Consider the following 22,601-nt stretch of genomic DNA (forward strand, 5'->3'; position numbering starts at 1 on the left):
AAAGGCACACTATTTTCACTGGTTGGAGGTTAAATATGAATAACATTGTCTGGTTTTTTGCACTACTTGTCATCAGTGCCAATGCAAGCGCATTTGATCTTGGCGGTTTAATCAATAATGACACACTGGATACGATAAAAAATGCGGCGGGTCAAAATCCAAGTATAGCCGCTCCTGCCGGAAACAATTCAAAACTTGATGCATTAAGCGATGGCGATGTGGTTAAAGGCCTTAAAGAAGCGCTGAGTCAGAGTTCTTCTACTGCAGTATCCAAACTCGGCGCAGTGAATGGCTTCCTGGGAAATGAAAAAGTTAAAATCCCCCTGCCTTCACCGCTGGATAAAGTAGAAGGCACCATGCGTACCTTCGGCCAGGGTAAAATGGTGGATGATCTGATCACCACCATGAACCGTGCCGCAGAAGCAGCTGTGCCCGAGGCAAAAACATTGTTAATGGCAGCGATAAAGAAAATGTCTGTTCAGGATGCCAAGAATATCCTGACCGGCGGCAATGATGCAGCAACACGTTATTTTCGTAATGCCACGGAGTCAGACCTGCATACTAAATTCTTGCCCATCGTCACTAAAACCACCAGCAAGCTGGGTGCAGCGGAAAAATACAACCAATATGCCGGGAAAGCCTCCAAATTGGGGCTGGTTGATGACAAACAGGCTAGCGTTCAGGAGTATGTCACTTCCAAAGCGCTGGATGGGCTGTTTTTGATGATGGCAGAAGAGGAACAGGCAATTCGTGCCAATCCGGTTGAGCGCACTGGCTATTGGGTCAAAAAGGTATTTGGCACGCAAGTGCAATAACCCGGGCAGCGTTTATTCAGACAACCTACTATGGTAAAAGTATTGATCGTGTTGACTGCTGCGTCAGAACTGCCTTTGGCAGGGAGTGAGGTTGTGCCTGCCGGTTTCTGGGCGCAGGAACTGGTGATTCCACATCATATTTTTATGGAACATGGGTTTGAAGTGCATATTGCCACTCCGCGAGGTAAACCAGCTCCCTTAGATTTAGTATCGCTTGATCCCCAATACCACGGTAATGATGTTGGCCGGGCGCTGAATCTCAAAGAGCAGCTTTTTGAAATAGAAGCCTGGCAAGCCCCCTTATCCCTCGAAAGACTGGCATTAAGTACGACTGATTATGGCGCTGTATTTTTCCCTGGTGGCTACGGTCCGATGGTCGATTTGGTTAATTCCGGTTCGACCGGAAATATCATCAAGCGAGTTCTTGCAAAAGACGGCTTGATTGGGGCGGTCTGTCACGGTCAGGCGACGCTTTTGGCGGCACGCCATGAAACTCAGTGGCTTTTTGCCGGATATCGCATGACCTGCTTTAGCCCGGAAGAAGAAAAAGCCAATGATTTTGCACTTCAATTGCCGTGGTTGCTGGCGGATCGTTTGAAAAATGAAGGCGCCGAATTAAGTTTTGCGGCTCCGGGCCTTGAACACGTTGTGATTGATCGTCAGTTATACACCGGTCAAAACCCGGCTTCAGCAGGGAAACTTGCCTGGGAAATGGCGCGCAAGCTCAAGAAGCTGTCTGCTTTAGATAAAGCGGCCTGTGGTGTGCCATGCGATTGATTACTTTTTTGTGCCAAAAGAATAGCCTCTGTGTCGTTTGATTTTGGTTTGACTGAGGATGCCAGCCTCCTTTCCCTGTTTCTAAGCAGCTTTCTTGGTGCCACCTTATTGCCAGGTGGTTCTGAATTAGTCCTGTTTGGTGTATTAAAAATGCATCCCAATTTGTTTGCTTCTGCGTTGGTTGTGGCGACGATCGGTAACACGCTGGGCGGGATGAGCTCTTATTTAATCGGGAGAATATTGCCCGAAAGAAAACCGGGCAAAGGGCTGGCCTGGGTTCAGCAATATGGTGTGTTTGCGCTGCTGTTTGCCTGGGCACCAATCATTGGCGATGCATTGTGCGTGGCGGCTGGTTGGTTGCGGTTAAACGCATTGCAGGTTGTATTGTTAATGGCACTGGGCAAATTTGTGCGGTATTGGGTGGTGGCACAAACATCAAGTCTGTTTTAATGATTATTGTAATTATAAGTATTTGTAGTATTATAATTTTTGGAGATTTGTGCGATTTATCGCTTAATTGTGAAGCTGTCAAAATTTCACTTTAAATGATAAATTTCTCGCAGGATTTCAATAGCGAATTGGATAGCACTAGTGTCTAATGCAGCTTGCGAGTACTATTATTTTTCAAAAGATTTTCTGTTCTTCAAATAGAGTTCTTCAGCTTTATTCTTTTGTTCTTCGCTCATTTCTTTCAATACTTCGGAATATGTTTCCGAAAGCTGCTGAGGAGAGAAGGATCTTCCTCCCGCAAATTCACAACAAAAAAAGATGGCATATCCTTTTGTTTCATCAATTACGGCACGGATATTAAGGTAAGCTTGTTCAAGATTTTTCTCAATCCCTATGCCTTTTAAATAAATATTAGCGAGATTGTATTGAGCAATGCGTGCATCACTATTTTGATTTAAATAACCATTAGGGCCAACAGTTCCAACCATCTGACCCTCTGCCCAACCACCACTGGCTTTTTGAAGTGCTGCTTTTTGGTACCATTCAACGGCTTTTGGAATACTCTTTTCTACACCCCAACCATTTTCATACATGATACCGAATCTTAGTTGTGCCCATGGTTTTCCGCTCTCTGCATGTGGTCTAGCTGTTTCAATTGCGTCTTTGTAGTGCCCACTCATCCATCCCATATCGGTAGTTCTTTATCCAATATTCGGATTGGGCCCAGCACACCCCGCCGTCGCAATTAATAATACTAAGTGGGCGAGAACTTTTGTGATGTTATTTTTCCTCATGATATTCCCCACTCGCATGATTTTTAAAGTGCCATTTGTCCAACCGAATTAATTGGTTTCCTTTGGTGTAGCATTGCGAAGTTTGTCAAACATCTCGCTAACCAGATTCTGGACAACTTCCTTGCTGTCACGAAAGCCGTGAAGAGCGGAGTCGCTCCAGTTACCTGCTACCAGAAGGTCTCCTGATTGCGCATCAAATAATCGAATTGAAACTGACTTTAAGTACATCACCAGATCCCATCTCCAAACGTCAGAATAGCTAACGATCGCATCAACTTCGGTAGACTTTCGTGCGTCAGCTGGTAATGGAGCCTTAATAGTGAGGCCCTCTTTGGAAAGTGCAGACTGCAAATTTGTATTCATGTCAGATGAGTTGCCCTCCTGTAGCGCTTGGGCAACTATTTTTACCGGATGCGTTGGTGTGGCTTTTGCTAACATGACATCTTTCGTCGTAGCACAACCAAACAGTAAAAATGAAACTAATGCGGTGCTGAGAATTGTTGTTTTATTCATTGTTTGTTTTTCCAATTGACGTAGAAAAGTCACTGCCTGTTTTAAAAAATGCTGGTTTAAACGTGCGGTTAATGTTTTTATGAAATATAGGCAGCTGGAGGGGTATTATGCCTTTGTTCTGAAATAACCGCTACGGGATATAGAATGAGAATTTAAAATTTAGAGGTAATTACTGAAAGTCTGCTTGATGGGTGTAACCGACAAGATGTGGGATGCAATTACCACAGTCATCAAAATGAATGACAAGGTGGAGCGCATGGCAGCTTACCCAGCAGCAGCAGAAAATAGAGAGCCTGACAGAGCGGGTGATTCGCTTGGAAACGGCATTGGAAATAGGTTTGGCGCAGGCTGTCAGGACCAAAACGTCACGCAGAATAGAACACAAAGATTAGGGTTTAAATCAACAGGCTGATAAATACATCGGTTTGTTCTAAATAACCCTCAAGGTAAGTAAGCCTTTCATTCCCCTGTGGTTTGTGCGAAAAATCATCCAAATATGTTACTATTCGAATTTAGTATGCAGCTTTGAGCTTTATGACCGCGCGCCTTCGAGAAATTCCCTACAATTACACCTCATTTTCCGATCGGGAAATTGTCATCCGTTTACTGGGCGAGCAAGCCTGGGCTCTGCTGAATGAATTGCGCGGGGAGCGCAAGACGGGCCGTTCTGCACGCATGTTGTTTGAAGTGCTGGGTGATATTTGGGTCGTGTCCCGCAACCCGTATCTGGAAGATGATTTGCTGGCCAATCCCAAACGGTTGGCAGCGCTGGTAGAAGCTTTACGCCATCGCTTAAACGAGATTGATGCGCGCAGGCAAAACAATGAACTGGTTGCTCAATTACTTGGTGCTGCGCATAAGGCTGTCGATACCTTTGAAGCGGATTTCAATCAAACGGCTTCTTTGCGCAAGCAAATTTTGAAAAGACTTTTGCCTGTTACGCGCCGCGATAATATTCAGTTTGATGGATTAGCCCGTGTTTCTCATGTCACGGATGCAACCGACTGGCGTATTGAATATCCTTTTGTTGTACTCAACCCCGATACCGAGCAGGAAATAGCATTGCTGGTGCAGGGCTGCATAGAGTTAGGGCTTACTATCATTCCTCGTGGTGGTGGTACAGGGTATACCGGGGGCGCGATTCCGCTCTCCAAAATGTCTGCTGTCATTAACACGGAAAAACTTGATACCTTGAGCGCTGTAGATGCGATTAAGTTGCCAGGCGTTTCTGAACCGGTTGCAACGATCCATTGTGGTGCGGGGGTGGTGACCAAACGCGTGATGGAAAAAGCGGAAGCGGCTGGCTATGTGTTTGCGGTAGACCCTACCTCGGCCGATGCGTCGTGTATTGGCGGCAACGTATCCATGAACGCTGGCGGTAAAAAAGCCGTGTTGTGGGGAACGGCGCTAGATAATCTGGCATCCTGGCGCATGGTGACACCCGATGCCACATGGCTGGAAGTGATCCGGCTGGATCATAATCGGGGCAAAATTCACGATATCGCGCTAGCGCGTTTTCAGATTACTCGCTACGCAGCAGATGGAAAAAAGCAGCTGGGTGAACCTGAAATGCTGGAAATCCCGGGCAACCGTTTCCGTAAAATTGGTTTAGGTAAAGATGTAACCGACAAATTTTTGTCCGGCTTACCTGGAATTCAAAAAGAAGGATGTGATGGCATTATCACGTCAGCACGCTTCATTTTGCACAAAATGCCAAAATTTACCCGCACTGTATGTCTGGAGTTTTTTGGCCAGGTAAGGGATGCGGTACCGGCGATTGTAGAAATCAAAGATTACCTGGACGCTCACCCACATTCAATATTGGCTGGGTTGGAACATCTTGACGAGCGATACCTCAAGGCGGTTGGTTACGCCACTAAAGCGAATCGCGCCGAGCGCCCCAAAATGGTGCTGCTGGCCGATGTGGTGTCAGAAGATGAAAATGCCGTAGGTGAAGCGGCTTCGCAGATTGTGAAACTGGCTAATATTCGGGGTGGTGAAGGGTTTATCGCGGTCAGTCCAGATGCCCGCAAGAAATTCTGGCTGGACCGCGCACGGACTGCCGCGATAGCAGCCCATACCAACGCTTTCAAAATAAATGAAGACGTGGTGATCCCGCTGGATAAGCTGGCTGATTACTCTGATGGTATTGAGCGCATTAACATCGAGCTATCGATAAAAAACAAGCTCAAGTTGCTGCCGGCACTTCAAGCCTTTTTCCAGGGCACCCTTCCTTTGCAGCAGGACGATGAAAATGTCCCGTACGAAGAATTATTGGGTGACCGCAGAGAGCGAGCACTTGCTTTGCTGGAAGCGGTTCAGGTGCGATGGTCGAATTTGTTGAATAACCTGGATTCACCTTGTGATGAATACCACCCGGATGGCAATCTGGTAAAACCTGGCTCAACGGTATTCCAAGTGTTGCAGGATCATAGCTTGCGCGTTTCCTGGAAACTGGAAGTGCGTAGCGAGCTTCAGCGGCTATTTAGCGGGCGAGAGTTTATGCCTGTGCTGGAAAGCTGTGATGCGATCCACAAGCAAGTGCTGAAAAGCCGAGTGTTTGTTGCGTTGCACATGCATGCCGGGGATGGCAATATACATACCAATATTCCGGTGAATTCCGATGATTACCCTATGCTGCAGGAAGCCAATCAGGCTGTAGTGCGAATCATGCATCTGGCGAAAGACTTGGGTGGTGTGATTTCCGGTGAGCACGGCATCGGCATTACCAAGTTGGAGTTCCTCGATCCTGAGCAAATTGAGACTTTTGCTGCTTATAAACGGGAAGTGGATCCGGAAGGCCGTTTCAACCGCGGTAAGTTGTTGCCAGGGGGTGATTTAAGAAACGCTTATACCCCCAGTTTCAGTTTGCTGGAGGCGGAATCGCTCATTATGGAGCAAAGTGAAATTGGCGAAATTGCTGATTCCATCAAGGATTGTCTGCGTTGCGGCAAGTGTAAACCAGTGTGCAACACGCACATTCCCCGCGCCAATCTGCTCTATAGCCCGCGCAATAAAATTCTTGGCACCAGTTTGTTAATCGAAGCATTTTTGTATGAAGAGCAGACCCGGCGGGGCGTGTCCTTTAAACATTTTGATGAATTTGGCGATGTTGCCGATCATTGCACGATTTGCCACAAATGCCTGAACCCTTGCCCGGTAAATATTGATTTTGGTGATGTGTCCATTGCCATGCGTAATTTCTTGCGCAAGCGCGGTAAGAAGAAATTTAACCCAGGCAGTTTTGCGTCCATGATGTTCCTCAACGCGACCGATCCGACCACGATCAAAATGACGCGTAAGGTCATGATAGAATGGGGATACAAGGCGCAACGCATTGGTTATCAGGTTGCAAAAAAATTGGGTTTGGCCAAAGCACAAACTCAGCATCCGCCGGCCACGCTGGGTAAGGCAAAGATTGTGCCGCAGGTGATTCATTTCATAAACAAGCCGATGCCGGGCGGACTGCCCAAGAAAACCTCGCGCGCATTGATGGGGTTGGAAGATAGCACCATTGTGCCGGTGATTCGTGATCCTCAAAAAGTGAACGAGGATTCCGATGCGGTGTTTTATTTCCCCGGCTGCGGATCGGAACGGCTGTTTAGTCAGGTAGGGCTTGCTACGCAGGCAATGCTGTACGAAATCGGTACGCAAACCGTATTGCCACCTGGCTATCTGTGCTGCGGCTATCCGCAGACGGCAACGGGCAACAAGGATAAAGGTGATGAGATCACCACGGACAACCGCGTATTGTTCCACCGTGTGGCGAACACTCTGAATTATCTGGATATCAAAACGGTGATTGTGTCCTGCGGAACCTGCATGGACCAACTAATGAAATATCAGTTTGACAAGATTTTCCCAGGTTGTCGTTTACTGGATATCCACGAATATCTCATGGAAAAAGGCATCAAGCTTGAGGGGGCCAAGGGCGTGCGCTACATGTATCATGACCCATGCCACACCCCGATGAAAGTATACAATCCCATGAAAGTGGTTAACGCACTCATGGGTGAAGAGGTGAAACTATCCGAGCGCTGCTGTGGCGAATCTGGCACATTGGCGGTATCGCGTCCGGATATTTCTACACAGATACGCTCGCGAAAACTGGAAGAAATCCAGACTGTATCTGCTGAAATACGTCAGGGTCAGGAGACTGAAATTAAAATGCTGACATCCTGCCCCTCTTGTCTTCAGGGACTTTCCCGGTATAGTGATGATACGGCTATAGAAGCGGATTATATTGTTGTTGAAATGGCAAAGCATTTGCTGGGCAAAAGCTGGATGGAAGATTATCTGGCCAAGGCCGCAAATGGGGGGATTGAGCGAGTATTGTTATAAATTAAAATTGCGGCCGAAGTCGCTGCGATGGCTGGATATGAAGTCAATTTAATTATCCAATTTTGCGGAAGCTGGTAATGACCTGCGAACTGTGCGATCAAAGCAGTGGCGAACTGCTGTGGCAAGATGAATTATGCCGGGTAATTTGGGTAAATGATCCGGATTACCCAGGGTTTTGCCGCGTCATATGGAAAGCCCACGTGAAGGAAATGACAGATCTGCCCCCTCAGGCTCGCGTTCACCTGATGTCGGTCGTATTTGCAGTAGAGCAAGCCATACGGGAGGTGTTAACGCCTGATAAAATCAATCTGGCCAGTTTGGGCAATGTGGTCCCACATTTACATTGGCACGTAATCCCCCGATTCAACACAGACCGGCATTTCCCTAATCCAATCTGGGGAACGCCGATGCGTGAACCCCTTTCAGTTGTGACGGAAAATCTCAAGCAGAAGCTGCAAAATAAAATTCACCAAATTTGTGTGTGATAACGTTAACCATGGAACCTGCCAATGGATGATGGAATAAGCCTCAAGATAAAAGATGCCAAAGCCTGTAAGCAATGGCTGGCATCCCTGCCTCTTACCAATGTATCTATAGCTCATAAAGAAATATCAAATCAACTGACACAATTAAACCAGTTCACGCTGACACCGTTAGAACGGCTGAAGATAAACGAGCAATTACGTGAACCCGTGGCGTTCTTGCAAGGTGAGCTGGCTAAAAAATACGCGGGCAAACCCATTCCTTTTGGTGATGCTGAACGTAGCGCATGGAATCAAGCTATTGCCTTGTGGCAGATCATGGGTGAAGCCTATCAGTTGTGCTTGCAAGGATGTCTGGAAGGGGATGCAGAGGTTTCTGAACATGTTGCACTGATTGTTCATCGTTGCTTGCGTTTCAACGGCTGGATTATGCTGGAGCATTATCGTGCCCACCGACAGACTGAGGCCGTGTTGTGGTACCAGGTACACACGCTTTATGCTTACGCAGAAGAGAATAAATTTGCAGGCAAGGCGGTAAAAGACAGCCTGAACCAAATGTCAGATGCCAGCAGCTGCACTGCAATGTATGTTCAGATCCTGCTCACCAGTCTGGCAAATCCCTATCAGCTATCCGCCAGGCAGCTTTTGTTGCTGGATCGTTGGCTGGATAAATGGGGATTGCGTGTGCCACTTGTCATGTCTAACCCATCCCAAGCTGGTTTTCCCTCGGTAGTCGTAGATATTGAAAGTTCGGCACCGCCTATGATGGGTAATCCAGAGTTTCAGATTAAATCACCACGTTATCTGGAAACCACTCGGTTAGCAGAAGGTTTGCGCAAAAGAATCAAATTTTTGCGTAAAGGTGGAGCACCTGAAGAGTTGGACGTAGGAGAAGCATGTATCCAGCCGGCTTGTGAAGCCTTTCTGATGACATTGTACAGGGAGTGGTGCGAAGCGCCGACTAACCGTAATTTTGAACGAAATGTTTCGCGAGCAATGGCTCAGGTTTGTCTGGGTATGGCAGCTATGCATTTTTTTATTAACGATGAAAAACAGCTGGAACACCCTAAAAAACCTGCCAGTATAGGGTATCAGGAAACTCAGGAACTGCAGCTGTTTGGGCGAATCATGGAACGAAACGATGATCGTCCAAGTTCGGCTCAACTCGGTTTTTCACTGGAAACCTGGAGTATTCAGGATGAAAGTGCGCTGGGTTTCGGTCTTAAACGTCAGGAGAATGGCAAATATCAGGTCAGCCATAATCAACTGGTAGCGCTGCGGCCTGATGACTGCAAACAGTTTGTGTTAGGTGTCGTACGCTGGCTCAGCCATACCTTGACGGGCGAATTGCAGTTGGGTATCAGGACATTGCCAGGCGTTCCAGTGGCTATTGGTGTTAAGCCAGTCGTGCTAAATCAATCAGCTCAGAATGAATTTGTACCTGTTTTGCGTTTACCGGAAGTGCCCGCGTTGCAAAGCAAAGAGAGTTTAATTATTCCGCTGGGGTGGTTTCAACCGGGGAAATTGCTGGAAGTGCTGTCCCAACCAAAGCAAACCTATAAGCTACAAAGTCTATTGGAGAAAGGGTGTGATTTCGAGCGGGTCAGTTTTATTATTGTGTAAAAACCCGGGTAGTAGCAGGTATTGGAATCAACAACATTGACATAAATGCTGCCTATCCAGCAATTTCATCAGAGATCAATGCGCTGGATTTGATGATGCGATTAGCGGGAAAACAGGCGCTGAAAGTACTACCCTTCCCCACTTCACTCGTTACCTCCAGTTTGCCTTGATGGCGCGACAAAACATGTTTTACGATGGCCAAGCCCAATCCAGTACCCCCCGTTTCGCGTGAGCGACTGCGGTCAACTCGATAAAAGCGTTCAGTGAGCCGGGGTATATGTTGGGGGCTGATACCCTCCCCTGTATCCTGAACGCTGAAGATGGCTTCGTCACCTTTTTGCGCCCAGCGCAGTGTGATATTGCCACCTTCATGGGTATAGCGCACTGCATTACTGATGAGATTGCCAAATGCGCTTCGCAGCTCATGCTCATTTCCGCGCAGCCAGCAATCTGAGTCCAGGGTCAGGCTGATTTTGTGCTGACCACCACTCAGGGATGCAGCCTCATCACATAATTTTTCGACAAGAGCAGGGATATTAACAGGATCTTCTGTCAGCACATTCTGCTCGCTTTCAAGCCGGGAAAGCGTGAGCAAATCTTCAACCAGATGCTGCATCCGATGGGTTTGATCCAGCATAAGTTGCATGTGTTGTCGGGTTTGCTTCTTATCAAGGTGCTCCATATCCAGCAGTGTTTCCAGGAAGCCACCTACTACAGTCAGCGGGGTACGCATTTCATGGGAAACGTTCGCTACAAAGTCGCGTCTTATGGTTTCAGTTTGTTCTAGCAGTGTTATATCACGGCTGATAAGTAATTTTTGTTTGTCACCATAAGGTACTAGCTGGATCGAAAGCGTCACACCTTGATTGCGGGTGGAGACCAGTTTAAGCGGTTCATTGTAATTATGGGCACTCAGATAATCGGCAAACTGCGACTGTCGTAACAGGTAAGAAATATGTTGGCCATGATCTCGCTCATTGTCCAGGCCGAAGTGGGTTTCAGCCATGAAATTACACCATTCAATTTTATCGGCATCCCCAAGAATAATGATGCCATCCGGCATGGCTTTTGCCGCATTCTGTAGGCGTAAGACGGCAGATTTTAATTCTTGCTTGGTGCGTTTATGCTTTTGCACCACTTTGTAAAGTGAAGCAAAAGAATGCTCCCAAATGCCAGAACCGTGAGGTACGTTATTGGGAGAAGCTTTGAATAGCCAATTATCAAGTTCTTGAAGATTGCGTAAATGAAAAAATAATATTAGCAGTAGGGAGAAGCTGAACAGGATGAGTGCCACGACGGCGCTGAATATCGCCCAAACTACCAGCGAAGAAAAGGTCAGAAAGCCCAGGGTGGTGAGCGGACGCAACCAGAAATCAGACACGTATGAGTATCCTGCCCATTTAAAACGTCTATTATGGCATAAAGTTTGGTGAGTTACCGCAGGTTAAGGATTGCCCGATAATCGGTAGCCCGCACCCCTGACTGTTTGAATAAGATAATCATGTTTGGTTGGTTCCAAAGCAGAGCGAAGTCTGCGAATATGTACATCTACGGTACGTTCTTCCACAAAGACATGATCACCCCACACTTGGTCAAGCAATTGCGAACGAGAGTAAACGCGCTCCGGGTGGGTAATTAAATAATGCAACAGGCGAAATTCAGTGGGCCCTAATTCTAGTTGCGTGTTATTGCCGGTAACGCGATGGCTACCAGGATCGAGGCGTAACCCGTGGACCTCTACCGGATCCTCTGTCATCTGGGGGGCACGGCGACGCAATACAGCCTTGATGCGGGCGATTAATTCCCGGGGTGAAAATGGTTTTGTAATGTAGTCATCCGCTCCTACATCCAGGCCAACTAATTTGTCCTGCTCTTCACCGCGCGCTGTCAGCATGATAATAGGGACCGCGCTGGTGCGGCTATCGGACCGAATTTTTTTAGCCAATTCAATGCCGCTCATCCCGGGAAGCATCCAGTCCAGCAAAATCAGATCAGGCAGTGTTTCGCGTATTGAAGTAAGTGCACGCTCTGCGTTTAGCGCACTAATTACTGTATGTCCTGCCTGATTCAGGTTGAATTTTATTAATTCCTGAATGCCTGGTTCGTCTTCTACCAGGAGAATAGTTGCTGACATGATTAACCCCTAAAATAAGCCGTAATCTGATCCAAAATAAATTCCGCAGGTATCTTCACGTTTCTCCTGCTCATAATACTGTGTTCTCTGGAAGCATAATATGTCATTAATATTACAGGTTTGTTACATAAGCTTATACCGTATAAATTCTATTTTGGCATGTGTGTGAGCAGGGTGTGCTGTGTATTTAGGTGGATATTGAATAGAGCGACACAGTACTGGTTTTAGTTTCGCCCTAAAACGGTTATGATTTCATATTCTGTTTCGTACACAAGTTAGGGTTTTAAGGATAATTATGGCAACTTCAGACAATACCCCCCACCCAACTGATCTTAAGTTGCATCAGAAGTCACGGCAATTGGAAGTGTCATTTGATAATGGCGATACGTTTAAGCTGCCTTGCGAGTTTCTGCGTGTTTATTCACCATCTGCAGAAGTGCAGGGACATGCGCAGGGTCAGGAAGTATTACAGGTAGGTAAGCGGGATGTGGAAATCAGCCGGATTGAACCTGTTGGTAACTACGCCGTCCAGCTAACTTTTTCAGACGGGCACGATAGCGGTCTTTATTCCTGGGACTACTTATACGAACTGGGAAGAAACTACCTGTCGTTGTGGGATAAGTATTTGGCGCGAATGGAAGCCGCAGGCGCAGACCGTGCCCCTGCCTCGGCAGCGTTCAATAAACCCTGATATGTTCCGCTGAGTAACGCAAATGGATAAAACGACTCACTTTGGCTTTAAAACCGTTGATGAATCAGAAAAGGCGCAAAAAGTTGCAGATGTATTTCATTCTGTAGCCAGCCGCTATGATCTGATGAACGATCTGATGTCGGCAGGCCTGCATCGCGTGTGGAAAATCTTTACTATTGAACAAAGTGGCGTCAAGGAAGGTTCACGCGTTCTGGATATTGCAGGAGGAACAGCGGATTTATCCATCGCATTTGCTAAACGTGTGGGGAAAACCGGCCAAGTTGTGCTGACAGATATAAACAGCTCCATGCTGACAGTAGGCAGAGACAGAATGCTGGATCAGGGTTTTGCTATGCCTGCTGTGCAATGTGACGCAGAAAAAATCCCGTTTCCGGATAACTATTTTGATTGTGTAACGGTCGCGTTTGGTTTGCGTAACATGACCCATAAAGATGCAGCCTTACAGGAAATGTATCGAGTATTAAAACCGGGTGGCAGATTGCTGGTACTGGAGTTTTCCAAAGTATGGAAACCCCTGCAACCTGCGTACGACCTGTATTCATTTAAGCTGTTGCCACTCATGGGACAGATATTTGCCAAAGATTCCGAAAGTTATCGCTATCTGGCAGAGTCTATTCGCATGCATCCTTCCCAGGAAGATTTGAAGCAGATGATGGAACAAGCCAGCTTTGAACGTGTGCAATACTTCAATCTGACGGCGGGTGTGGTGGCGTTACATAAAGGCTACAAATTTTAATATCAGTTCTACAGATTAATTAGTTTAAAGAAATGACATTGGATACGCAGGAAGTAAATACCAAAGTTTCGCCCTCACCGTTCAATGCGCCTCCAATAGCATTTGTGAACCATGTGTTGCGCGGTCAGTCATGGGCCCTGGAACGACTTAAACCCTATGCGGGTAAAGCAGCCCAGTTTACAGTAACACCTTTCAGTTTCGTTTTTGTGATCCAGGAAAATGGGGAGTTTGCTTCAACGTCTGCAGAAACAAATGCTGACGTTTCTCTTTCTTTTTCATCAGGTGTGTTGTTACGTATTATCGCTGCCGATAACGCAGCCATGAGCGAAGTAGCCATGTCGGGTGATACCGCGCTAGCAGGAGAAATTGGCTACATCGCCAAAAATACTCGCTGGGATGCAGAAGAAGATTTAAGCCGTATTTTTGGTGACATTGTTGCGCACCGGATGGTAAACACGGCTGAAAAGCTTTGGGAATGGCGTAAGAACTCTCTGTTTGGTTTTGCGCAAACCCTTGTTGAGTACTGGACGGAAGAACGTCCACTGCTGGCAAAATCGCTGCCGCTACAAAAATTCATTCGTGACGTAGATACCCTTCGTGATGATGCGGAACGCCTTGAAAAAAGGATTGCCAGACTGGAACGCCAACCCTGATTTTCTATGCGATTATTCCGACTACTTAAAATAATTACAGTATCTGTCCGTTTCGGGCTGGATGAATTTTTCCTCGGCCATGAGCGATTTCGCGCGCTGCGTTTCCTGATCCGTTTCATGTTGTTCTGGCGGCGCCTGTCGCAACCCCGTTCGGTACGTCTGCGTCTGGCATTGGAGGCGTTAGGCCCCATTTTTGTTAAATTCGGACAAATGCTTTCTACCCGACGTGATTTGCTGCCGCTGGATATCGCCGATGAATTGGCCAAGCTGCAAGATCAAGTCCCCCCTTTTTCTTCTGCAAGAGTCTTGGCCACGCTGGAACGGGTTTATGGCAAACCGGTTAACCTGGTATTCAAGGTGTTTGATTCACTTCCGGTAGCCAGTGCATCTGTAGCGCAAGTTCACTTTGCGTTGTTACAGGATGGCAAAGAAGCTGCAGTCAAAGTGTTGCGGCCCGGTATAGCGCAAATCATTACCAATGATCTTGCATTACTGGATATTGGTGCAGGCTTGATTGAAACTCTGTGGGCAGATGGTAAACGACTGCGTCCGCGGGAGGTGGTATCCGAATTTAAAAAGCATTTGCACGACGAGTTAGACCTGATGCGCGAGGCATCCAACGCCAGTCAGTTGCGACGCAATTTTGAAGGGTCTAAATTACTGGTTGTGCCGGAAGTGTATTGGGACTATTGCCACAGTGAAGTGATGGTAATGGAACGTATGCACGGTACACCGATCAGTCAGGTTACCCGGTTGCGTGAACAGGAGATCAACGTACCGCGATTAGCGGAAGCCGGCGTGGAGATTTTTTTCACCCAGGTGTTTCGTGACGGTTTTTTTCATGCTGATATGCACCCAGGCAATATCTTTGTTGCACCCAATGGGCAATACATCGCGCTGGATTTCGGTATTATGGGGACCCTGACAGATGTGGACAAGAATTACCTGGCACAGAATTTTTTGGCATTCTTCAAACGGGATTATAAACGGGTCGCTTTGGCCCATATCGAAGCAGGCTGGGCGCCGGCAGACACGCGTGTGGATGAATTTGAGTCGGCCATTCGCGCGGTTTGTGAACCCATTTTTGATAAGCCGCTAAAAGAAATTTCTTTCGGCAAGGTATTGCTTCGGTTGTTTCAGACTTCACGACGCTTCAATGTGCAAATCCAGCCTCAGCTTGTCTTGCTTCAAAAAACACTTCTCAATATTGAAGGCCTGGGACGGCAGCTTGATCCTGATCTGGATCTGTGGAAGACAGCCAAACCTTTTCTTGAGCGCTGGATGAGCGAGCAGATGGGCTGGCGTGGGTTAGTGCGTTCGCTTAAAACAGAAGCCCCGCAATGGGCGGCAATACTTCCCCAACTGCCCCGACTGGCGCATCAGGCATTGAAAACGGACAACTGGGAGCGGGCGGAACTAGGTTTTAGTCTTTTGCTCGCCGAGCAGCGCAAGCGAAACCGCTGGCTGGCAGTTATAGCCGTGTTATTGGGGCTGCTGGTTGGCTGGCTGGTGCTGACATCCTATCTACCACAGATTGATGAAGGAACAGACGCGCCAGCAAGAATTGACGTGCAGATATGATATAGAAAGGTAGAACAGACATGTTGATCGGTTTTGTGATTTTGTATTTGATGGTGTCGATTGGTATCGGCCTCTATGCCGCTACAAAAGTCAAAAACGCCAGAGACTATGTCATCGCGGGCCGTAGTCTGCCGCTTTATATCGTTGTTGCAACCGTATTCGCCACCTGGTTTGGTTCTGAAACAGTATTAGGGATTTCAGGCAGGTTTGTACAGGAAGGGTTGAGAGGTATTGTTGAAGACCCGTTTGGCGCCAGCATGTGTCTGATTCTGGTTGGTGTGTTTTTTGCAGCAAAGCTCTACAAAATGAATTTGCTGACGATAGGTGATTACTATCGTCAGCGTTATAACCGTACCGTGGAGGTGATGACCAGTCTGGCCATTATTGCCTCCTATCTGGGGTGGGTCTCAGCCCAGATAGTCGCGTTGGGCCTGGTGTTTTCTGTTGTATCCCAAGGTGCTGTAACTCCTTCAGAAGGCATGCTTATCGGCGCAGGTATCGTACTGATGTATACGCTGTTCGGTGGTATGTGGTCAGTGGCACTTACCGATTTCTTCCAGATGACGATCATTGTTGTCGGTATGCTTTATCTGGCTTACCTCTTAAGTGGGATGGCAGGTGGCGTTGGTGTGGTGATTAATCATGCGGCTGCAGCAGGTAAGTTCGAGTTCTGGCCAAAGCTGGAAACCAAGGACATGCTTGCCTTCATTGGCGCATGGGTAACCATGATGTTTGGTTCTATTCCTCAGCAGGACGTTTTTCAGCGTGTAATGTCCGCAAAAACTTCCCGTATTGCGGTAAGTGGCGCGGTGCTGGGTGGGGGGCTATATTTTTTATTCGCGTTTATCCCCTTATTTCTCGCCTATTCAGCTTCGCTGATAGATCCCAAAATGGTTGCCGGACTAATCGAAAAAGACCCTCAGCACATATTGCCGACACTGATTATGGGACACACGCCGATATTTGCTCAGGTCATATTCTTTGGTGCCCTGCTATCAGCGATCATGAGTACCGCAAGCGGGACATTACTTGCTCCGTCCGTAACGTTTACAGAAAATATATTGAAAGGTATTGTCGGGCCTCAAACGGACAAAAGGTTCCTGTTGACCATGCGTATCGTTGTGGTCTGTTTCGCCACCATTGTGACGCTTTTCGCACTTAATTCTTCGTCCAGCATTTATGAAATGGTGGGAAATGCTTATAAAGTGACTTTGGTAGTGGCATTCATCCCACTGGTAATGGGTCTGTATTGGAAGCGAGCCAATACTCAGGGTGCATTGTTTGCTGTTATTGCGGGGTTTTCCACCTGGATTCTGCTTGAGATGTTTGCAGCAGATGGACTGTGGCCTCCACAGTTGCTTGGATTGTTAGCAAGTTTCTTGGGGATGTTGGCAGGATCATTACTGCCGCACTATGTTGGTAAACCAACCCCGCTGAAATTAACCCACAGTCAGTTGCATCATCATGCGGCAGCACAGACTCAGCATGTGGCAGAAATTCCATCTCAACGCCACAAAGACTAATTTTTATCGAGGCGGCCACAAGTTAACCCTGTCTATCATCCAGATAAAGCACAACGTATTGCCCATACAATAAAGAGGTGCGTTCTTTTACGATGATATGCGATAAAAAACTTCAATTTTGTCGAAATATTTTACATATCAATGTGTTGGAATTTTTCCCTTATTAGCAGCAATGTTTTTATAACTTGCTGTAATTCATGAACTTATTTTAATCTCCCTAGGGCTTCATTAATATTGTGTTTTGATTTCAATAACCTTGAAATCTATTTTTAATGTGCTATTAGTTCAAGCGTATTTGACATGAATTTCGTCAGAATTTTTTACATATTCTTGGTAAATCCTCAGAAATAAATTTTTTTACTTTAAAATACAGTCACATAAGAGTGTGGTATGAAAATTGCTAATTACTTATGTGCCTACTTGGCGTAATGCAGATGTAGAGTTGGTAAACAAATGCTTTATCTGCGTGCCCATAATACAGTGATAAGGAGATTGTAATGTTGAATACCAAGATAATGAAAAGCACCTTGATGGCGACTACAGCCACTCTCGTGCTAGTGGGGGCGGCTCTGCAGCCAGTCCAAGCCCAGCCACAGTCTTCGAACGTGGCTTACATTAATTCCCTGACTGTCTCCAATGGTGGCAGCTTCCCCTCAAACACCACCAACGCGGCTTTTACAGCCTTTAATTTTTTCAACTTGCCCTATAATACGGCCAGTTACTCTACAGCATTAGGACCGGGTGGAGTCTGTGGCGCATCAGCATGCGACACTGTGTTTCTGAATGTTGCCAGTCCTTCACCATTTCGATGTAATGTTAATGGCCTGCTAGGTACGCAGCAGAAGACTGATCTTGTCAGCTTCGTCAGCAACGGCGGCAAGCTGATCATCTACGACAGCGAGTGTTCCACCCAGAACTACTCCTGGTTGCCCTATCCCTTCACCACAAACAATCCTGGCGCACGTGGTGGAAGAGGTACAGTGAACATCGTAGAGGATAATGCACTGTCTACCAAGGTGGGAGATCCTAGTTGCACTGGGGGAGATCCGCGCTGTATCAATGCGACTACCTTAGGTGCCAATACTGATGCAGTGGGGGACATGAACGTGATGACCTCATTAGATAACAATTGGTGCCTGGATATGTCTGGTACCAATTCCATTAATCAAACAGGTCCTACCCATACCTACGCCCGGTATGGGAACGGCCTGATCATATACAATGGTTTCGATGTGGATGTCTTGAATGTTAGCACCCAGCCTGTGAATACGGTTGCTGCGGGAAATTTGTCCAAGATTTGGCTACAGGAACTTCAGGTGCAATTCAACCCGACTCCTCTACAAGTAAATGGTGTGCCCTATATGCCTTGTGGCGTGGCTGTGGTGGGTATCACACAGGCACCTCTGACTGCTATCAATGATCTAGCCTCGGGCCAGAACAGCCATACAGTGACTGCTACCCTCAAGAATCAGTCGGGTGCTCCGCAGGCAGGGGTCACAGTGAGTTTCGTAGTGCAAGCGGGACCGAATTCAGGCGTATCGGGCACCTGCTCATTGAATGTCAATTGCACCACCGACAGCAATGGTCAAGTGAGCTTTACTTATGCCAGTAACGGTAGCTTGGGTATCGACACTATCCATACTTGTTTCACTAATCAACTACAGCAGCAAATTTGTGCTCAGGATGCAAAGAAAGAATGGATCAGGACACAACTGCGGGTGTGTGATGTGGACAGCGATAACGATATCGACAAAGACGATTTGGCATTGATCAGCAGGTCACGTGGGCAGTCAGTTCCACCCGGTGATCCTCGCGATGCCAATGGTGACGGCGTGATTACACCCGCGGATGTGAAGGTTTGCATCCCCTTGTGCACCCGAGCCAACTGCGCTACCCAGTAATCCAGAATGCCCCCCAACTGGTCTGGGGGGCAAACCGTAGTCGTATACACTTTAGAGGAGTCTTACCATGAAACGCATCCTGCAAACCCTTAGTGCACTGGCACTGATATTCAGCGCGGTGGGCAATGTCCAGGCAATCCCCTTGACCGATCTGTTCAATGGCCAGTCGATAACGGCGGGTGACAAAGTGTTTGATCAATTTAAGCTAATCTTTCAGGGTAAATCAGATGGTTCCACCGTTAACACCAACAATATCAACGTTACGGCCTTGAACGATGGGGGGCTGGATCCAGGCCCAGGGCTTATGTTCAACATTTCTAATCAGGAATTTAACGTGCAGGGAGATGGGATCTATGCCTACCTGGATTTCCAGTTCGGTTTTCATGTCTCGGTATTGGACCCTAATCTGCGGATCAATGGCAACTCTCTGGCAATGGCAAATGCCTTTACAACTACATCGGGTCAGCCAATCAATGATGATGGGAGCTTCATTCTGGAAAAAATTGGAACTGCAGCGGGTCTGAGCAACCTTGGCAGCAAAAATGTCGAATTTAGTACCTTGGATGATGTCATTACTAACAAACTAACGGATACGGCAGCCTTTGCATCGCAAAGTGATATTTGGGTGACCAAAAATATCCTGGTATGGGCTACTGATGTGGGTGACCAGGCTGGTTTTGATAGCTTTTCTCAACGATTTTCTCAAGGCATACGTCCTTCACAAATTCCTGAGCCTGCCACTTTGACTCTGATGGGGCTTGGTTTGGCTGGTTTGAGTGCAGTTCGACGTCGTAAAGCGATGAAATAAAAATAGAACAACAGATAACGGTGGCCATTTGCCGCCGTTATCGATTTTTACGCTTAAATAGTCTTGCCTTATCGTAAATACCCTTCCCGTTCCAGCTTCAGTAAAATCTGCTGCACTGCCTCTTCAACGCTGATATCAGTAGTATCGATCAATAGTTCCGGATTTTCAGGAATTTCATAAGGATCGCTGATTCCGGTAAATTCTTTAACAATGCCAGCACGAGCTTTGGCATAAAGCCCTTTGCGATCACGGCTTTCGCAAACTTCCAGTGGAGTGGAAACATGGATCTCAAAAAAACCACCATATGGCTCGATCATGGCCCGAACATCGCGGCGAGTGGCTTGGTAGGGTGCGATGGGTGCACAGATGGCAATGCCGTGATTTTTTGTAATTTCCGAAGCAACATAACCGATTCTGCGAACATTAATGTCACGGTGCTCACGGGAAAACCCAAGTTCGCTGGAAAGATTCTTTCGGACCACGTCTCCATCCAGTAAAGTAATTTGGCGTCCACCCATTTCCAGCAATTTGGTGGTTAATATTTTGGCGATGGTTGATTTTCCAGCGCCTGAGAGTCCGGTAAAGAAAATCGTAAATCCTTGTTTGCTTCTGTCCGGATAGGTATTGCGCAATTCACGCAACACCTCCGGGTAAGAAAACCAGTCTGGTATTTTAAGCCCTTCTACCAGCCTTCGCTTTAATTCGATCCCTGTTAAGGTAGCGGTGCGCATACCCTTAGGTACTTCTTCCTCAGGCAAATGTTGAGCGCGTTCTTCCACATAAACCATGCGCGGGAAGGGAATCAACTCTACACCGACTATATTGCGTTGTGCTTCGTTTGCCTGTTTGCCATCCGTCTGAAATAGATCCATGCCACGGCGAGTACCCCCAAGGTTGGTATGCTCACCCCCTACGATAAGGTGGGTACAACCGTAATTCCTTTGAACAATAGCCTTCCACAAAATTTCACGCATGCCTGAACAGCGAGGGTGGAGAGGTAACAATGCGAGATCGGTAGTTGCGGAGGGAAAGCGGGGCATAATGGCCTGATAGCAGCGCATTAATGTAAAGTATTCGGGGTGATCAGGAAGTGCGCTACCAATAACGGGGTGTATCAACAGGTTTGCTTCATAGGCCATAGCCGACCGTAGCGTGAATTCATATTGCGCGCGGTGCAAGGGTTGATGCGACTGGTAGGCAATTATGCGTCTCCAGCCTCGGCGCGCAAAGGATTTTCGCAATTCTTCCGGACTCTGATGAAGTGACGGATAGTCATGACGTAAAGGTAAAGACAATCCTTCCAGTTTTCCTGAAATATAGTGTGTGCCTACTTTTGAATTAAGATACGCTACCCCAGGATTTCTAGGATCATCAGTGGCGAACAGTGCCTGTGATTCGAATACTTTATCCGGTTGCCACAGTTCTTCTAAGGAGAGTACCGCCAGCATGAAACCTTCGGCATCACGCAGCGCAATCTGGTCGCCGACAGAAAGTGTTGCGGCCATGTCAGCAGAAATGTCGAGTGTGATGGGCATGGGCCAGAAAGTACGATCTGCAAGATGCATGTCGTTCAACACCTGGGAATAGTCAGCCTGGTTCATGAAACCAGTGAGCGGTGAGTAGCCGCCGTTGAGCAGCAATTCAAGATCTGATTGCTGTCTTCTGTTGAGGTCAAGGGATTTGAAGTTGATGGCTTCATGGCGCAAGGTTTCCGCGCGTGCCTGGTCAACCAGTAAATTAACCAGTTTTTCGCCATAAGGCGTAATCAATTTGTCCATTGCTTCCATTTCTATGCCTTGAGGCTAAAAGTTTGATTAAATAATTCCGCGAAATGCGCAAGCTGATTTTCGGGAAGGTGGTTAATGCCTGCAGCACCCTTTCGTCCGCCGCCAGTAGCAAATTGACTGCACAATACATCTGCACCCGCTTTGGTTGCCATAGGTGAGCGCACACTGACCAGATACCCCCCGGCAGTAAGCCTGGTTAATACGGCATGGGCTATTAACGGGGCGGCTGTTGCCAGAGAGTTTCCAAACACCCCGGAAATTCGTCTGCTCCACGATGCATCGGGCAGCATGTAAATTTCACCCGCATCTGTTGAAATTTCTGGACGGATGCTATTGGCTAATGCCATATCTTCTGCATAGCCGTTCTGCAGGGTATTGTAAGCAGGTTCATCGTGTATGAAAGTAAATGGGTCGATATGGCGATGCAGTATTTGGTACAGTTCAGCAGGATGAAAGTATAAATCCTGTATGGATTCCCCGTAAGCATTATAATTAATGTATTCACCTAGTTGGCGCAACGCGTCCAGCTGCAAAGCACTTAACTTCAGGGCTTCGGATGCCTGTAATGCACTTTCATGCAGATTGTCTCCAAATGCAGCAACGACAGCCCAAATTAAATATTGTCCTTTGAGTTCACGGTTAACCAGCAAGCTGGTGCAGACATTTGGGCTGGTGTCGATACAGGCACTCAGATTAGGGTGATCAGGGATTTCACCCGGCATATGGTGGTCGAAATAACGCACCTTTGCACCCCGTTCCAGTTGGGCCAATAGCGCATCCCGGTTTTTGCTTAACGCGATGTCAAGTACTGTGATTTCGTCACCGGTGTTAGCGTTCACTTGCGATAATAAGGCTATATCGCGTTTAATACCGGTGACCAGAGTGCTTTGAACTGGTTGAGCAAGGCGTAGCTGGTGCAAAGCGCAAATGCCGTCTGCATCGCCATTAAAAACATCATAAAATGCCACGAC

General features: G+C 47.2%; 20 protein-coding genes. 14 read left to right on the top strand and 6 right to left on the bottom strand.

All coding sequences use genetic code 11. The features are described from left to right. Positions 1-35 precede the first annotated feature (35 nt). The 3 genes from EDC63_RS06510 to EDC63_RS06520 are packed head-to-tail and all read left to right on the top strand — an operon-like array spanning position 36 to position 2,042. The gene (locus EDC63_RS06510) at positions 36-815 is read left to right on the top strand and encodes a DUF4197 domain-containing protein (RefSeq protein WP_124945727.1); all 780 of its coding nucleotides are present in this window, start codon (positions 36-38) and stop codon (positions 813-815) included. Positions 816-845: 30 nt separating this feature from the next. After that, entirely contained in the window at positions 846-1,592 is a 747-nt protein-coding gene (locus EDC63_RS06515; RefSeq protein WP_124945728.1) for a type 1 glutamine amidotransferase domain-containing protein, read from the top strand. Between the two features lie 48 nt (positions 1,593-1,640). After that, on the top strand, positions 1,641-2,042 hold the full coding sequence (locus EDC63_RS06520) for a YqaA family protein (RefSeq protein WP_124945839.1): 402 nt from the start codon (positions 1,641-1,643) through the stop codon (positions 2,040-2,042). A 167-nt stretch (positions 2,043-2,209) separates the two neighbouring features. Here the strand turns inward: EDC63_RS06520 and EDC63_RS06525 are convergent, their stop codons facing one another. After that, a complete protein-coding gene (locus tag EDC63_RS06525; protein WP_124945729.1) occupies positions 2,210-2,731 on the bottom strand; it encodes a tetratricopeptide repeat protein in 522 nt (173 codons plus the stop codon). Positions 2,732-2,884: 153 nt separating this feature from the next. Further along, positions 2,885-3,349 (bottom strand): hypothetical protein, encoded by a 465-nt coding sequence (locus EDC63_RS06530; RefSeq protein ID WP_124945730.1) that lies wholly within the window; start codon positions 3,347-3,349, stop codon positions 2,885-2,887. A 187-nt stretch (positions 3,350-3,536) separates the two neighbouring features. On the opposite strand from EDC63_RS06530, the gene EDC63_RS06535 reads away from it, so the two are divergent. From EDC63_RS06535 to EDC63_RS06550, 4 genes are all read left to right on the top strand, one after another. Continuing rightward, positions 3,537-3,761, top strand: coding sequence for a hypothetical protein (locus EDC63_RS06535; RefSeq protein WP_223248204.1), 225 nt, complete (start codon positions 3,537-3,539; stop codon positions 3,759-3,761). A gap of 122 nt (positions 3,762-3,883) precedes the next feature. Continuing rightward, a complete protein-coding gene (locus tag EDC63_RS06540) occupies positions 3,884-7,690 on the top strand; it encodes a DUF3683 domain-containing protein (RefSeq protein WP_124945731.1) in 3,807 nt (1,268 codons plus the stop codon). Between the two features lie 77 nt (positions 7,691-7,767). Further along, complete coding sequence (locus tag EDC63_RS06545) at positions 7,768-8,175, top strand: HIT family protein (RefSeq protein ID WP_124945732.1); 408 nt, start codon at positions 7,768-7,770, stop codon at positions 8,173-8,175. 24 nt (positions 8,176-8,199) lie between these two features. Further along, positions 8,200-9,795, top strand: coding sequence for a hypothetical protein (locus tag EDC63_RS06550; RefSeq protein WP_124945733.1), 1,596 nt, complete (start codon positions 8,200-8,202; stop codon positions 9,793-9,795). Positions 9,796-9,847: 52 nt separating this feature from the next. Here the strand turns inward: EDC63_RS06550 and phoR are convergent, their stop codons facing one another. Together phoR and phoB are read right to left on the bottom strand one after the other, a co-directional pair. After that, on the bottom strand, positions 9,848-11,176 hold the full coding sequence (phoR, locus tag EDC63_RS06555; protein ID WP_124945734.1) for a phosphate regulon sensor histidine kinase PhoR: 1,329 nt from the start codon (positions 11,174-11,176) through the stop codon (positions 9,848-9,850). 63 nt (positions 11,177-11,239) lie between these two features. Then, positions 11,240-11,929 (bottom strand): phosphate regulon transcriptional regulator PhoB, encoded by a 690-nt coding sequence (phoB, locus tag EDC63_RS06560; RefSeq protein ID WP_124945735.1) that lies wholly within the window; start codon positions 11,927-11,929, stop codon positions 11,240-11,242. Positions 11,930-12,224: 295 nt separating this feature from the next. Between phoB and EDC63_RS06565 the strand changes: the two genes are divergently transcribed. The 7 genes from EDC63_RS06565 (at position 12,225) to EDC63_RS06595 (ending at position 19,843) form a co-directional block, all read left to right on the top strand. Beyond that, positions 12,225-12,620 carry a gamma-butyrobetaine hydroxylase-like domain-containing protein gene (locus EDC63_RS06565; RefSeq protein ID WP_189836491.1) on the top strand — a complete coding sequence of 132 codons (396 nt, stop codon included), beginning with the start codon at positions 12,225-12,227 and terminating at the stop codon, positions 12,618-12,620. A gap of 22 nt (positions 12,621-12,642) precedes the next feature. Next, the gene (ubiE, locus tag EDC63_RS06570; RefSeq protein ID WP_124945737.1) at positions 12,643-13,377 is read left to right on the top strand and encodes a bifunctional demethylmenaquinone methyltransferase/2-methoxy-6-polyprenyl-1,4-benzoquinol methylase UbiE; all 735 of its coding nucleotides are present in this window, start codon (positions 12,643-12,645) and stop codon (positions 13,375-13,377) included. A gap of 32 nt (positions 13,378-13,409) precedes the next feature. Further along, positions 13,410-14,030, top strand: a complete 621-nt coding sequence (locus tag EDC63_RS06575) for a ubiquinone biosynthesis accessory factor UbiJ (protein ID WP_124945738.1) — start codon at positions 13,410-13,412, stop codon at positions 14,028-14,030. A gap of 6 nt (positions 14,031-14,036) precedes the next feature. Continuing rightward, positions 14,037-15,611, top strand: coding sequence for a ubiquinone biosynthesis regulatory protein kinase UbiB (ubiB, locus tag EDC63_RS06580; protein ID WP_124945739.1), 1,575 nt, complete (start codon positions 14,037-14,039; stop codon positions 15,609-15,611). A gap of 20 nt (positions 15,612-15,631) precedes the next feature. Next, a complete protein-coding gene (locus EDC63_RS06585; RefSeq protein WP_124945740.1) occupies positions 15,632-17,134 on the top strand; it encodes a sodium:solute symporter family protein in 1,503 nt (500 codons plus the stop codon). Between the two features lie 497 nt (positions 17,135-17,631). Then, the gene (locus EDC63_RS06590) at positions 17,632-19,035 is read left to right on the top strand and encodes an Ig-like domain-containing protein (RefSeq protein ID WP_124945741.1); all 1,404 of its coding nucleotides are present in this window, start codon (positions 17,632-17,634) and stop codon (positions 19,033-19,035) included. Positions 19,036-19,102: 67 nt separating this feature from the next. Beyond that, complete coding sequence (locus EDC63_RS06595) at positions 19,103-19,843, top strand: PEP-CTERM sorting domain-containing protein (RefSeq protein WP_132920901.1); 741 nt, start codon at positions 19,103-19,105, stop codon at positions 19,841-19,843. Positions 19,844-19,911: 68 nt separating this feature from the next. Here the strand turns inward: EDC63_RS06595 and EDC63_RS06600 are convergent, their stop codons facing one another. Continuing rightward, positions 19,912-21,630: a bifunctional sulfate adenylyltransferase/adenylylsulfate kinase gene (locus tag EDC63_RS06600; RefSeq protein WP_223248205.1), complete on the bottom strand. Its 1,719-nt coding sequence runs from the start codon at positions 21,628-21,630 to the stop codon at positions 19,912-19,914. A gap of 2 nt (positions 21,631-21,632) precedes the next feature. Beyond that, entirely contained in the window at positions 21,633-22,598 is a 966-nt protein-coding gene (locus tag EDC63_RS06605) for an acetyltransferase (RefSeq protein ID WP_124945742.1), read from the bottom strand. Positions 22,599-22,601 lie beyond the last annotated feature (3 nt).

This window comes from Sulfurirhabdus autotrophica (genome assembly GCF_004346685.1).
In the GTDB taxonomy this organism is placed as follows: domain Bacteria; phylum Pseudomonadota; class Gammaproteobacteria; order Burkholderiales; family SMCO01; genus Sulfurirhabdus; species Sulfurirhabdus autotrophica.

Coding starts and splice junctions, on each gene's coding strand:
- ubiE (WP_124945737.1), top strand. CDS start 12,643: ATGGATAAAACGACTCACTTTGGCTTTAAAACCGTTGATGAATCAGAA.
- EDC63_RS06515 (WP_124945728.1), top strand. CDS start 846: ATGGTAAAAGTATTGATCGTGTTGACTGCTGCGTCAGAACTGCCTTTG.
- EDC63_RS06595 (WP_132920901.1), top strand. CDS start 19,103: ATGAAACGCATCCTGCAAACCCTTAGTGCACTGGCACTGATATTCAGC.
- EDC63_RS06530 (WP_124945730.1), bottom strand. CDS start 3,349: ATGAATAAAACAACAATTCTCAGCACCGCATTAGTTTCATTTTTACTG.
- EDC63_RS06540 (WP_124945731.1), top strand. CDS start 3,884: ATGACCGCGCGCCTTCGAGAAATTCCCTACAATTACACCTCATTTTCC.
- EDC63_RS06575 (WP_124945738.1), top strand. CDS start 13,410: ATGACATTGGATACGCAGGAAGTAAATACCAAAGTTTCGCCCTCACCG.
- EDC63_RS06550 (WP_124945733.1), top strand. CDS start 8,200: ATGGATGATGGAATAAGCCTCAAGATAAAAGATGCCAAAGCCTGTAAG.
- EDC63_RS06590 (WP_124945741.1), top strand. CDS start 17,632: ATGTTGAATACCAAGATAATGAAAAGCACCTTGATGGCGACTACAGCC.
- EDC63_RS06600 (WP_223248205.1), bottom strand. CDS start 21,630: ATGGAAGCAATGGACAAATTGATTACGCCTTATGGCGAAAAACTGGTT.
- EDC63_RS06585 (WP_124945740.1), top strand. CDS start 15,632: ATGTTGATCGGTTTTGTGATTTTGTATTTGATGGTGTCGATTGGTATC.
- EDC63_RS06535 (WP_223248204.1), top strand. CDS start 3,537: ATGGGTGTAACCGACAAGATGTGGGATGCAATTACCACAGTCATCAAA.
- EDC63_RS06510 (WP_124945727.1), top strand. CDS start 36: ATGAATAACATTGTCTGGTTTTTTGCACTACTTGTCATCAGTGCCAAT.
- ubiB (WP_124945739.1), top strand. CDS start 14,037: ATGCGATTATTCCGACTACTTAAAATAATTACAGTATCTGTCCGTTTC.
- EDC63_RS06525 (WP_124945729.1), bottom strand. CDS start 2,731: ATGGGATGGATGAGTGGGCACTACAAAGACGCAATTGAAACAGCTAGA.
- phoB (WP_124945735.1), bottom strand. CDS start 11,929: ATGTCAGCAACTATTCTCCTGGTAGAAGACGAACCAGGCATTCAGGAA.
- EDC63_RS06545 (WP_124945732.1), top strand. CDS start 7,768: ATGACCTGCGAACTGTGCGATCAAAGCAGTGGCGAACTGCTGTGGCAA.
- EDC63_RS06565 (WP_189836491.1), top strand. CDS start 12,225: ATGGCAACTTCAGACAATACCCCCCACCCAACTGATCTTAAGTTGCAT.